General features: G+C 69.8%; 10 protein-coding genes. 7 read left to right on the top strand and 3 right to left on the bottom strand.

What is annotated here, in order from left to right:
• The first annotated feature begins 116 nt into the window (after positions 1 to 116).
• The 5 genes from ACZ6BB_RS33945 (at position 117) to cseC (ending at position 4,851) form a co-directional block, all read left to right on the top strand.
• Positions 117 to 1,046 (top strand): HhH-GPD family protein, encoded by a 930-nt coding sequence (locus ACZ6BB_RS33945; protein ID WP_471618952.1) that lies wholly within the window; start codon positions 117 to 119, stop codon positions 1,044 to 1,046.
• A 369-nt stretch (positions 1,047 to 1,415) separates the two neighbouring features.
• The gene (locus ACZ6BB_RS33940; protein ID WP_013001644.1) at positions 1,416 to 1,967 is read left to right on the top strand and encodes a SigE family RNA polymerase sigma factor; all 552 of its coding nucleotides are present in this window, start codon (positions 1,416 to 1,418) and stop codon (positions 1,965 to 1,967) included.
• Entirely contained in the window at positions 1,955 to 2,638 is a 684-nt protein-coding gene (locus ACZ6BB_RS33935) for a hypothetical protein (RefSeq protein WP_471618951.1), read from the top strand. Before ACZ6BB_RS33940 ends, ACZ6BB_RS33935 begins: the two co-directional genes overlap by 13 nt.
• Before the next feature lie 83 nt (positions 2,639 to 2,721).
• Complete coding sequence (gene cseB / locus ACZ6BB_RS33930; RefSeq protein WP_471618950.1) at positions 2,722 to 3,429, top strand: two-component system response regulator CseB; 708 nt, start codon at positions 2,722 to 2,724, stop codon at positions 3,427 to 3,429.
• A gap of 15 nt (positions 3,430 to 3,444) precedes the next feature.
• Positions 3,445 to 4,851 carry a two-component system sensor histidine kinase CseC gene (gene cseC, locus ACZ6BB_RS33925; RefSeq protein ID WP_471618949.1) on the top strand — a complete coding sequence of 469 codons (1,407 nt, stop codon included), beginning with the start codon at positions 3,445 to 3,447 and terminating at the stop codon, positions 4,849 to 4,851.
• Positions 4,852 to 5,108: 257 nt separating this feature from the next.
• On the opposite strand, the gene ACZ6BB_RS33920 is transcribed toward cseC, so the two are convergent.
• The gene (locus tag ACZ6BB_RS33920; RefSeq protein WP_471618948.1) at positions 5,109 to 6,710 is read right to left on the bottom strand and encodes an MDR family MFS transporter; all 1,602 of its coding nucleotides are present in this window, start codon (positions 6,708 to 6,710) and stop codon (positions 5,109 to 5,111) included.
• A 167-nt stretch (positions 6,711 to 6,877) separates the two neighbouring features.
• Between ACZ6BB_RS33920 and ACZ6BB_RS33915 the strand changes: the two genes are divergently transcribed.
• On the top strand, positions 6,878 to 7,522 hold the full coding sequence (locus ACZ6BB_RS33915) for a TetR/AcrR family transcriptional regulator (RefSeq protein WP_471618947.1): 645 nt from the start codon (positions 6,878 to 6,880) through the stop codon (positions 7,520 to 7,522).
• A gap of 90 nt (positions 7,523 to 7,612) precedes the next feature.
• Positions 7,613 to 7,801, top strand: a complete 189-nt coding sequence (locus tag ACZ6BB_RS33910) for a hypothetical protein (RefSeq protein ID WP_471618946.1) — start codon at positions 7,613 to 7,615, stop codon at positions 7,799 to 7,801.
• 21 nt (positions 7,802 to 7,822) lie between these two features.
• Here the strand turns inward: ACZ6BB_RS33910 and ACZ6BB_RS33905 are convergent, their stop codons facing one another.
• The gene (locus tag ACZ6BB_RS33905; RefSeq protein ID WP_471618945.1) at positions 7,823 to 8,425 is read right to left on the bottom strand and encodes a M23 family metallopeptidase; all 603 of its coding nucleotides are present in this window, start codon (positions 8,423 to 8,425) and stop codon (positions 7,823 to 7,825) included.
• A 574-nt stretch (positions 8,426 to 8,999) separates the two neighbouring features.
• Positions 9,000 to 11,525 (bottom strand): ATP-dependent Clp protease ATP-binding subunit, encoded by a 2,526-nt coding sequence (locus ACZ6BB_RS33900; protein ID WP_471618944.1) that lies wholly within the window; start codon positions 11,523 to 11,525, stop codon positions 9,000 to 9,002.
• Between the last annotated feature and the right edge of the window lie 341 nt (positions 11,526 to 11,866).

Genomic DNA, 11,866 nt, shown 5'->3' with positions numbered 1-11,866 from the left:
GGGACGCGGGGGACTGCACGAGAAGCCCCACCGGACCCGCACCCGTCGACGAAGCCCAGACACCCCCCACCAGAAGCCGCCGCCACCAGAACCCGCATGGCAGGATCGACCGTGCCATGACTGCACCCACGAAGCCCCAGAGCAGCCCAGCCACCGCAACCCCCACCCCCGCGCCCACCACACTGCACACCCCGGTGATCGCCTGGTTCGAGACGCACGCCCGTGACCTGCCCTGGCGGCGCCCGGAGGCCGGGCCCTGGGGAGTGATGGTCAGCGAGTTCATGCTCCAGCAGACGCCGGTCAACCGCGTACTGCCCGTCTACGAGCAGTGGCTGGCGCGCTGGCCGCGCCCCGCGGACCTCGCGAAGGAGCCGCCGGGCGAGGCGGTACGCGCCTGGGGCCGGCTCGGATACCCGCGCCGCGCCCTGCGGCTGCACGGCGCCGCGGTGGCCATAACGGAACGGCACGGCGGGGACGTACCGCGGGACCACGCGCAACTGCTCGCGCTGCCGGGGATCGGCGAGTACACGGCCGCGGCGGTGGCGTCCTTCGCCTACGGCCAGCGGCACGCCGTACTCGACACGAACGTGCGGCGGGTCTTCGCCCGCGCGGTCAGCGGCACGCAGTACCCGCCGAACGCGACCACGGCCGCCGAACGGAAGCTGGCCCGCGCCCTGCTGCCCGAGGACGACGGTACGGCGTCCCGCTGGGCGGCCGCGTCGATGGAGCTGGGCGCACTGGTGTGCACGGCGAAGAACGAGACGTGCGGGCGTTGCCCCATCGCCGGGCAGTGCGCGTGGCGGCTGGCCGGGAAGCCCGCGCACGAGGGCCCGGCGCGGCGCGGTCAGACGTACGCCGGTACCGACCGGCAGGTCCGCGGCAAGCTCCTCGCCGTCCTGCGGGACGCGATCGCGCCCGTACCGCAGGCGGTCCTCGACCGGGTGTGGGACGAGCCGGTGCAGCGCGCCCGCGCTCTCGACGGGCTGGTCTCCGACGGTCTGGTGGAGCCTCTGCCGGGCGGCCTCTACCGGCTCCCCCTCACCTGACGGCCGGCCCGCACCTGACGGCCGGCCGTCCGTACGTCACGGGCCACGCACGGCCGGGGCTCGACCGCGACACGCACCGCGTCGCGGCCGGGCGGGGCGAATCAGCACATCACCGCCCCAAAGCGTGGAGCGCTTTACCCCGTTCCTCCTTCTGTTACACAACCGACGGACAGCCGAGCGTTCACCGCAGGCTGGTTCGGACGTCCTCGTGACAACCCCTCCGTAGCTTCATTGGCGTACCGCAGGAACCCGCGAAACGAACCGGCGGGCCAGGCGGCACGAGCGGATCGCACCAGCGAGACGAAGCGGCGGACACCCGGCGCCGCGCGACAGCGCGGAGCCGGAAACGGGGAGCGGAGGCGGTTGATCATGGCGCACGGCGAGGTGCTCGAATTCGAGGAGTACGTCCGTACCCGGCAGGACGCGCTGCTGCGCAGCGCCCGTCGGCTCGTGCCTGACCCGGTCGACGCCCAGGACCTGCTGCAGACCGCGCTGGCGCGGACGTACGGCCGCTGGGAGGGCATCGCGGACAAGCGTCTGGCGGACGCCTATCTGCGCCGGGTCATGATCAACACGCGGACGGAGTGGTGGCGGGCCCGGAAGCTGGAGGAGGTCCCGACCGAGCAGCTGCCGGACGCGCGCATCGAGGACTCCACCGAGCAGCACGCGGACCGCGCCCTCCTCATGGACATCCTGAAGGTGCTGGCACCCAAGCAGCGCAGTGTCGTGGTGCTGCGACACTGGGAGCAGATGTCCACGGAGGAGACGGCCGCCGCCCTCGGCATGTCGGCCGGCACCGTCAAGAGCACGCTCCACCGTGCGCTGGCCCGGCTCCGCGAGGAGCTGGAGTCGCGTGACATCGACGAGCGTGCCGCCCGCGCGTTCGAAGCGAGCGAGGAGCAGGAGCGTTGCGCGGCCTGAGTACAGCGGCCGGCCCGGGACCAGGGGTCCGGCAGGCTTCGAAGGCGGTGATCACGGCGGTGGCCGTGCTCGCCGCCCTCGGCCTTTCCGTCTCCGCCTGCGGCACGGGCGGCACCGGTGCCCGGGACGAGGGACCGGCCGACAACGACTCCCTCGCGGCGGGCGCGGCCTCGCCGTCCCTGTCCGCGTCGGTCGACAGCGACAGCGACGGTGATCACCCGAGTGTCGACGAGGTCGTCCGCATGGTCCGCGCGGACCCGGAGGTCAGCCGGACCGTCAAGAGCGATCTGAAGCCGTGCGTGGCCGACGAGTACCCGGTGGACGTGACGTACGGGAACCTGACCGGGGGCTCCGGCGACGACCTCGTGGTCAATGTGATGACCTGCGCGGACGCCGTCGGGGTGGCGTCGTACGTGTACCGCTCGGAGAAGGGGACGTACCGGAGCGTGTTCCTCTCCGAACAGCCGCCCGTCTACGCGGAGATCGACCGGGGAGACCTCATGGTCACCCGGCAGCTGTACGAGAATGGCGACCCGTCGTCCTACCCGTCCAGCGAGGAGGTCACGACCTACCGCTGGATCAAGGACGGCTTCGTACAGCGCTCCAGCACGCGCACCGAGTACAGCAGCGCGGTGGGCGGCGCGGAGACGGCGACCCCCGAGCCGAGCTGACACCGGCGCCGGGGACCGGTGCCGAGCACGAACGACCCGACCGGTTTTGTCCCACCCCGACCGAGAGCGAGCGAGATCACCGGATGGCAGAGCAGACCCATGTCCTGTTCGTCGAGGACGACGACGTGATCCGCGAGGCCACCCAGCTCGCACTGGAGCGCGACGGCTTCGCGGTCACGGCCATGCCCGACGGGCTGTCGGGGCTGGAGGCGTTCCGCGCGGACCGGCCCGACATCGCGCTGCTGGACGTCATGGTGCCGGGCCTGGACGGGGTCTCCCTGTGCCGCCGCATCCGTGACGAGTCGACCGTGCCGGTGATCATGCTCTCGGCGCGCGCCGACTCCATCGACGTGGTGCTGGGCCTGGAGGCGGGCGCCGACGACTACGTGACCAAGCCGTTCGACGGTGCCGTCCTGGTCGCCCGGATCCGTGCGGTGCTGCGCCGCTTCGGGCACGCGAGCGGCGGTGACGCCAAGGCCGAGGAGGCCGGGGCCGCGAGCACCGGCGGGGTGCTCACCTTCGGTGAACTGGTCATCGACACCGAGGGCATGGAGGTCCTGAAGTCCGGGGCGCCGGTGGCGCTGACGCCGACCGAGATGCGGCTCCTGCTGGAGTTCTCGTCGGCCCCCGGCACGGTCCTCTCCCGCGACAAGCTGCTCGAACGCGTGTGGGACTACGGCTGGGGCGGCGACACCCGGGTCGTCGACGTCCACGTCCAGCGGCTCCGCACGAAGATCGGCCAGGACCGCATCGAGACGGTCCGCGGCTTCGGCTACAAGCTCAAGGCCTGAGCGGGGCGGGGCGACATGAACACGAGGGGGACACGAGGAGGGCGGGAGCCCGAGCAGGCGGTCGCCGCCGGCCGCCGGCCCGGCGCGGGGCTCGCCTCGGGCATCCGCACCGGTCTGCGATGGCAGCTGAGCGCGGCGATCGCGCTGGTCGGGGCGCTGGTGGCGATCGCGCTGAGCCTGGTCGTGCACAACGCGGCGCGGGTGTCGATGCTCGACAACTCGCGCGACCTCGCCGACGAGCGCATCCAGGTCGCCCAGCGGATGTACGAGTCGGGCCGCCCGCTGAAGTCCGGCGCCTTCGGGGTGAGGCTCGACGACCCGGACCTCCCCAAGGACCTGCTGGCCAAGGTCGCGGAGGGCCGCCGCGCCACCTATGTGACCGAGGGCCGGAACGGTGTGCCCGACATCTGGGCGGCCGTTCCGCTGAAGGACAAGCGTGTCCTCTCCCTGCACACCGACTTCACCGATCACAGCTCCGCGGTGATGCGTGACCTCGACCAGGCGCTGCTCATCGGTTCGATCGCGGTCGTCTTCGGCGGCTCGGCCCTCGGGGTGCTCATCGGCGGTCAGATGTCCCGCCGGCTGCGCAAGGCGGCCGCCGCCGCGCACCAGGTGGCCAAGGGCGAGTCGGACGTACGGGTGCGGGACGCGATCGGCGGTGTCGTGCGCGACGAGACGGCCGAGCTGGCGAGGGCCGTGGACGCCATGGCCGATACCCTCCGGCAGCGCATCGAGGCGGAGCGACGGGTGACGGCGGACATCGCGCACGAGCTGCGCACGCCGGTGACCGGTCTGCTCACGGCCGCGGAACTGCTGCCGCCGGGCCGCCCCTCCGAGCTGGTCCGCGACCGGGCGCAGGCGATGCGCACCCTCGTCGAGGACGTCCTGGAGGTGGCCCGCCTCGACGGGGCCTCCGAGCGGGCCGAGCTGCAGGACATCATGCTGGGGGAGTTCGTGGCCCGGCGGGTGGCGGCGAAGGACGCGGAGGTGCGGGTGCGGGTCGTGCACGAGTCGGAGGTGACGACGGACCCCCGCCGCCTCGAACGGGTCCTGCTGAACCTCCTGGCGAACGCGGCGAAGCACGGCAGGCCGCCGATCGAGGTGTCCGTCGAGGGCCGGGTCATCCGTGTCCGCGACCATGGGCCCGGCTTCCCCGAGGACCTGCTCGCGGACGGCCCGCGCCGTTTCCGCACCGGCGCCTCCGACCGCGCGGGCCAGGGGCACGGCCTCGGGCTCACCATCGCCGCCGGGCAGGCCCGCGTTCTCGGCGCCCGCCTCACCTTCCGCAACGTCCGCCCGCCCGGATCCCCGGAGGACGTCCCGGCCGAGGGCGCGGTCGCGGTCCTGTGGCTCCCGGAACACGCCCCCACGAACACGGGCAGCTATCCGATGCTGCCGATGTCGCACGACGGGGCGGGCTGAGCCGGGGCGCGTTCTTCAGCCAGGGCGCGCTCTTCAGCCGGGGGCGCGTTCTTCCTTCGGCTGCGGGTGGGTGGGGGTTGCTCGCGCGGTTCCCCGCGCCCCTGACAGCCCAGGCCCTGGCAGGGCCTGAAAAGCACGGGGCGTAGCCCCGGCTTTTCAGGGGCGCGGGGAACCGCGCGAGAAGCCCCCACCGGACCCGCACCCGCCGACGCACCGAACCCCCCGAGCTCTCAAGCGAACCCGGGGGGACGGCCCGATCAGACCCCCGCCGCCTCCTTCGCCGTGGCCTCACCCGCGGACCCGGCCGGGGACGGCCCCCCGGCCCCGCGCAGCGGGACCTCCTTCACGAACACCGCGGCCGCCAACGCCACCACGGACACGACCGCCCCCAGCAGGAACGCCGAGTGCGTCCCGGAAGCGACCGCGTACTGGTACGCCTCCCGCGCGGCCACCGGCAGCTTCGCCAGGCTCGCCGCGTCCAGCTGCGCCGACCGCTCGGTCACCTGGGACCCCAGCGCCCCGGCCCGCTCGGCCATCACATCCTGCACCCGGCTGTTGAACAGCGCCCCCATGATCGCGACCCCGAAGGACGACCCGAGCGTCCGGGCCAGCGTGGTGGTGGAGGAGGCGACGCCCATGTCCTTCATCTCGACGCTGTTCTGCGCGACCAGCATGGTGATCTGCATCAGGCATCCCATACCGGCGCCCAGCACCGCCATGAACACCCCGGACGTCACCCGGCTCGTACCGGTGTCCATCTGGGCCAGCAGGAACAGGCCCACGATCATCAGGACGCTCCCGACGACCGGGAACACCTTGTAGCGGCCGCTTCCCGTGGTCACCCGTCCGGCCACCATCGACACCGCGAGCATCGCGCCCAGCATCGGCAGCAGCAACAGCCCGGAGTTGGTCGCGGACGCGCCCTGCACGGACTGCTGGAACAGCGGCAGGAACAGCACCGCGCCGAACATCACGAAGCCGGTGAAGAAACCGATCAGGGACATCAGCGTGAAGTTCCGGCTGCGGAAGATGTGCAGCGGGATCATCGGCTCCGCCACCCGCTTCTGCACGAACAGGAAGCCGACCAGGGAGGCCACGCCCAGCGCGATCAGCTCCATGACGACGGCCGACCCCCAGGCGTACTCGGTCCCGCCCCACGTGGTGACCAGCACGATCGCCGTGATGCCGACGGTCAGCAGGGCGGCGCCCAGGTAGTCGATGTCCCGCGCCGACCGCCCGTCCCGCGACGGCTTCGGCAGATGCAGTACGGCGCTGATGGCGACCAGCGCCACGACCCCGAGCGGCAGGTTGATGTAGAAGGACCAGCGCCAGCCCCAGTGGTCGGTGATGGACCCGCCCACCAGCGGTCCCGCGATCATGGCCAGGGCCATGACACCGGCCATCATCCCCTGGTACTTGCCGCGCTCACGCGGCGGTATCAGGTCGCCGATGATCGCCATGACGCCGACCATCAGTCCGCCGGCGCCGAGTCCCTGCACCGCGCGGAACGCGATCAGCTGGCTCATGTCCTGGGCCATACCGCTCAGGGCCGAGCCGATCAGGAAGATCACGATCGAGGTCATGAAGATGAGCTTGCGGCCGTAGAGGTCGCCGAGCTTGCCCCAGATCGGAGTGGAGGCGGCGGTCGCGAGCGTGTAGGCGGTCACGACCCAGGAGAGATGTTCCAGACCCCCCAGCTCGCCCACGATCGTCGGCATCGCGGTACCGATGATCATGTTGTCGAGCATCGCCAGCAGCATGGCGATCATCAGCGCGAGCAGGACCACCCGCACGCTGCGCGGCTGCGGCCCGTCCTTGCCTGCGCCACCGCTCACGTCGTTCTTCGTCTCCGCATCCATCGCGGTCCTCCACTCCCCCCGGAGCCACCGAGTACTTACTTGCCGACCGGCTAGTTGTCTACACTGAGGGAAACTAGGCCCCTAACTAGCCGGGCGTCAAGTAAGTTCGAGTGGCTTGGCCGAGGCTTGACCGGCGCAGGCATTCCGTGACGGCGAGGAGTACGAGGATGAGCGACCCGACAGCGGACGCGACGGGCGCGACGACGGACATGACCCACGAGACGCACGCGCCGACGGCGAAACGGCAGCGCCGCGGCGACACCCGTCAGCGCATCCAGGACGTCGCCCTCGAACTCTTCGCCGAGCAGGGATACGAGAAGACCTCGCTGCGGGAGATCGCCGAACGCCTCGACGTGACGAAGGCGGCGCTCTACTACCACTTCAAGACCAAGGAAGACATCCTCATCAGCCTCTTCCAGGATCTGCAGCGGCCGATCGACGAGCTGATCGAATGGGCCGGCACCCAGCCGCGCACCCTCGACACCAAGCGCGAGATCCTGCGCCGCTACAGCGTGGCCCTGGCCGACGTGGCCCCCCTGTTCCGCTTCATGCAGGAGAACCAGGCGACGGTGCGTGAGCTGAGCGTCGGCGAGACGTTCAAGGACCGCATGATCCGGCTGATCGACACCATCAAGGAACCCGACGCCGCCCTGACCGACCAGGTCCGCTGCACGAGCGCCCTGTTCACCATGCACGCCGGCATGTTCGTCCTCCGGGACGTCGAAGGCGACCCCGAGGAGAAGCGCAAGGCCGTCCTGGAGGTCGCCATCGACCTGGTGACCCAGGCACACGCCGGCACCCAAAACCCATGAAAACCTGAGCAACGCTCTTGAAGAGCCTTGTATCCGGGTAAACCCTCAGGGCCTTCGGGGACCTCCCGAGCACCCGCACGAGGAGGCCCCGTGAACGCCGAGGACTACGCCCGCATGACCGACGAGGAGCGCGCTGAGTTCATCCGCAGACGCCACCATGTCGCCCTCGCCGTCACGGCGGCGGTGACGATCGTGATGCTCCTGCTCATGGTGTTCTTCATCGACCATTACGCCGGCACCCCGACGTGCGGCACGGGCCAGGACTACGGCCCGTGCTGACCCGCACACTCACCCACGACGTCAGACGGTGACACCCTTGGCGCGCAGGAAGGCGACGGGGTCGACGGCGGAGCCGTAGTTGGCGGTCGTACGGATCTCGAAGTGCAGGTGCGGCCCGCTGGAGTTACCGGTGTTGCCGGAGAAGGCTATGCGCTGCCCGGTCTTGACGATCTGCCCGACCTTCACGCTGACCTTCGACAGGTGGGCGTACTGCGAGAACGTGCCGTTGCCGTGCTTGATGACGACGGCGTTGCCGTACGCCGGGCCGTCACCGGCACCGTTGCCACCGGCCTTCACGACGGTGCCGCCGTGCGCGGCGGCGACGGCCGTACCGCTCTTGACGGCGAAGTCCTGGCCGCTGTGCTTCGCGGACCACATGTTGCCGGCCTGCGCGAAGCGCGCGCTCAGCTTGTAGCCCTTGACGGGGCTGACCCAGGAGGCCGCCTTCTTGGCGGCGGCGGTCTGGACGGTGGCGGTGCCGGCGCTCGCGGCCTGAGCACCACCGGCGGCGGCCGCGACCCCAGCCCCCAGCACACCCGAGACACCCACACCCACGGCCATCACGGCGGCACGGACACGGAGCTGGGACATACCGGAACGGGGAGTGCGAACACGCTGCGACATGGAGTACCTCACGGGGGACGGAGACAGGGGAACGTGCCTCGACGGACACGCATCCCATCCGGCGCACACCTGCGGCCGCCGAACGGGACACCCCTTGGTACCCCGACGCCCCAAAACCCCCCAAGCGTGTGACCTACGACCGAAGCTCGTAGATCTCCCCTAATCACCACCGTCATTGACATTCACGCCCAAAACGCTCCCTACCTGCACAGCATGAATCGAATCCCCCACCCCAAGACCCTAATGTCCGTTTTGCCTGCCATTCTCTCGCCACTATTCCACCTAGTACCGGACAAATGACCTGTGCGGCACGTCACCGATACCGGCCGGAAAGAACTCGCGAATGTGACGGCGACTACGAGGTCCGCGTCACTCATTTCCCGGACGACAACCGGACATGACGACATGGCACGACGAAGGGGCACGACGAAGGGGCACGACGAAGGGGCACGACGAAGGGGCACGACGAAGGGGCACGACGAAGGGGCACGACGAAGGGGCACGACGAAGGGGCTGCCCCGGGACCGAAGTCCCGGGGCAGCCCCTTCTCGCTTGCTCAGGCCGAGCGCAGCGGTTACGCGTCCTTGCTCAGGTTCGGGCCCGCACCGCCGGCCGCCTGCTCGATCGGCGGGACGTCCGGCAGCGCCGACTTCTCCTCACCCCGGAAGGTGAAGATGGCCGCCTCGCCCTCGCCCTCGGTGTCCACGACCACGATGTGGCCGGGGCGCAGCTCGCCGAAGAGGATCTTCTCGGAGAGGGTGTCCTCCACCTCGCGCTGGATGGTGCGACGCAGCGGACGCGCACCCAGCACCGGGTCGTACCCCTTCTTGGACAGCAGCTCCTTGGCGGACTGGGAGAGCTCGATGCCCATGTCCCGGTCCTTGAGGCGCTCGTCGACCTTGCCGATCATCAGGTCGACGATCCGCAGGATGTCCTCCTGCGTGAGCTGCGGGAAGACGACGACGTCGTCGACACGGTTGAGGAACTCGGGCCGGAAGTGCTGCTTCAGCTCGTCCGAGACCTTGTTCTTCATGCGCTCGTAGTTGGTCTTCTTGTCGCCCGAGGCCGCGAAGCCCAGGTTGAAGCCCTTGGAGATGTCCCGGGTGCCGAGGTTGGTCGTCATGATGATGACCGTGTTCTTGAAGTCCACGACCCGGCCCTGGGAGTCGGTCAGGCGACCGTCCTCCAGGATCTGCAGCAGCGAGTTGAAGATGTCCGGGTGGGCCTTCTCGACCTCGTCGAAGAGGACGACGGAGAACGGCTTGCGGCGCACCTTCTCGGTCAGCTGGCCGCCCTCTTCGTAGCCCACGTAACCGGGGGGCGACCCGAAGAGACGGGAGACCGTGTGCTTCTCGCTGAACTCCGACATGTCGAGGGAGATCAGCGCGTCCTCGTCACCGAAGAGGAACTCGGCGAGCGCCTTGGACAGCTCGGTCTTACCGACACCGGACGGGCCGGCGAAGATGAACGAACCACCGGGACGCTTCGGGTCCTTGAGGCCCGCGCGCGTACGACGGATCGCCTTCGACAGCGCCTTGACGGCGTCGACCTGGCCGATGACCCGCTTGTGGAGCTCGTCCTCCATGCGCAGCAGACGCGAGGACTCCTCCTCGGTCAGCTTGAAGACCGGGATGCCGGTGGCGGTCGCGAGGACCTCGGCGATCAGCTCGCCGTCGACCTCGGCGACGACGTCCATGTCGCCGGCCTTCCACTCCTTCTCCCGCTTGGCCTTGGCGGCCAGGAGCTGCTTCTCCTTGTCGCGCAGGGAGGCGGCCTTCTCGAAGTCCTGCGAGTCGATCGCGGACTCCTTGTCCCGGCGGACACCGGCGATCTTCTCGTCGAACTCGCGGAGGTCCGGCGGCGCGGTCATCCGGCGGATGCGCATCCGGGAACCGGCCTCGTCGATCAGGTCGATCGCCTTGTCCGGCAGGAAGCGGTCCGAGATGTACCGGTCGGCGAGCGTCGCCGCCTGCACCAGGGCCTCGTCCGTGATGGAGACGCGGTGGTGCGCCTCGTACCGGTCGCGGAGACCCTTGAGGATCTCGATGGTGTGCGGGAGCGAGGGCTCGGCGACCTGGATGGGCTGGAAACGGCGCTCCAGGGCCGCGTCCTTCTCCAGGTGCTTGCGGTACTCGTCCAGCGTGGTGGCGCCGATGGTCTGCAGCTCACCGCGGGCCAGCATCGGCTTCAGGATCGAGGCGGCGTCGATGGCGCCCTCGGCTGCACCCGCACCGACGAGCGTGTGCAGCTCGTCGATGAACAGGATGATGTCGCCGCGGGTGCGGATCTCCTTGAGGACCTTCTTCAGGCGCTCCTCGAAGTCACCGCGGTAGCGGGAGCCGGCGACCAGCGCGCCGAGGTCGAGGGTGTAGAGGTGCTTGTCCTTGAGGGTCTCGGGCACCTCGCCCTTGACGATGGCCTGGGCGAGGCCCTCCACGACGGCGGTCTTGCCGACGCCGGGCTCACCGATCAGCACCGGGTTGTTCTTGGTGCGGCGGGACAGCACCTGCATGACCCGCTCGATCTCCTTCTCGCGCCCGATGACCGGGTCGAGCTTGGACTCACGAGCGGCCTGGGTGAGGTTCCGGCCGAACTGGTCGAGGACCAGGGACGTCGAGGGGGTGCCCTCGGCGGGGCCGCCGGCGGTGGCGGTCTCCTTGCCCTGGTAACCGGAGAGCAGTTGGATGACCTGCTGCCGCACCCGGTTGAGATCAGCGCCCAGCTTGACCAGGACCTGGGCGGCGACGCCCTCGCCCTCACGGATCAGGCCGAGCAGGATGTGCTCCGTGCCGATGTAGTTGTGGCCCAGCTGAAGGGCCTCGCGGAGCGACAGCTCCAGGACCTTCTTGGCACGGGGGGTGAAGGGGATGTGGCCGGACGGAGCCTGCTGCCCCTGCCCGATGATCTCCTCCACCTGCTGGCGGACCGCCTCGAGCGAAATCCCGAGGCTCTCCAGGGCCTTAGCGGCGACACCCTCACCCTCGTGGATCAGGCCCAGGAGGATGTGCTCGGTGCCGATGTAGTTGTGGTTGAGCATCCGGGCTTCTTCCTGAGCCAGGACGACAACCCGCCGCGCGCGGTCGGTGAACCTCTCGAACATCGTTAATCGCTCCTCAGAGCGGTCAGGCAGTGAGGGGACGCTCCCCTCTCTGTCCTTCCGCAGCTTAGTCCCGCAAGCGGGGACCGCTCATTCCAACTGCCGACACCGTCCGGTTCACCTCCGCTCTCGCGGAGACAGAAGTTGCTGCCTCCTGGGTCCCGAACGCCGACATCTGCTCCAACCCGATGGTGCGAGACGATGTTCCCGCAGGCCAGGCAGTTACCCTCACCATCAGTACGCCGATGGCGAACGTGAGACGCCCTTTTCTGCGTGTCGCCCCCTCCCACTAGGGATGTCTTACCCGTAGGGACTGACACTCCATGCCGGATGCACCGGTTCCC

The organism is Streptomyces sp. NPDC041108 (assembly GCF_055592645.1).
This window is presented reverse-complemented; position numbering and strand designations above follow the sequence as displayed.

Excerpts from the sequence above, each read along its gene's own strand:
- ACZ6BB_RS33945 (WP_471618952.1), top strand. The coding sequence starts at position 117 with ATGACTGCACCCACGAAGCCCCAGAGCAGCCCAGCCACCGCAACCCCC.
- ACZ6BB_RS33940 (WP_013001644.1), top strand. The coding sequence starts at position 1,416 with ATGGCGCACGGCGAGGTGCTCGAATTCGAGGAGTACGTCCGTACCCGG.
- cseB (WP_471618950.1), top strand. The coding sequence starts at position 2,722 with ATGGCAGAGCAGACCCATGTCCTGTTCGTCGAGGACGACGACGTGATC.
- cseC (WP_471618949.1), top strand. The coding sequence starts at position 3,445 with ATGAACACGAGGGGGACACGAGGAGGGCGGGAGCCCGAGCAGGCGGTC.
- ACZ6BB_RS33920 (WP_471618948.1), bottom strand. The coding sequence starts at position 6,710 with ATGGATGCGGAGACGAAGAACGACGTGAGCGGTGGCGCAGGCAAGGAC.
- ACZ6BB_RS33915 (WP_471618947.1), top strand. The coding sequence starts at position 6,878 with ATGAGCGACCCGACAGCGGACGCGACGGGCGCGACGACGGACATGACC.
- ACZ6BB_RS33905 (WP_471618945.1), bottom strand. The coding sequence starts at position 8,425 with ATGTCGCAGCGTGTTCGCACTCCCCGTTCCGGTATGTCCCAGCTCCGT.
- ACZ6BB_RS33900 (WP_471618944.1), bottom strand. The coding sequence starts at position 11,525 with ATGTTCGAGAGGTTCACCGACCGCGCGCGGCGGGTTGTCGTCCTGGCT.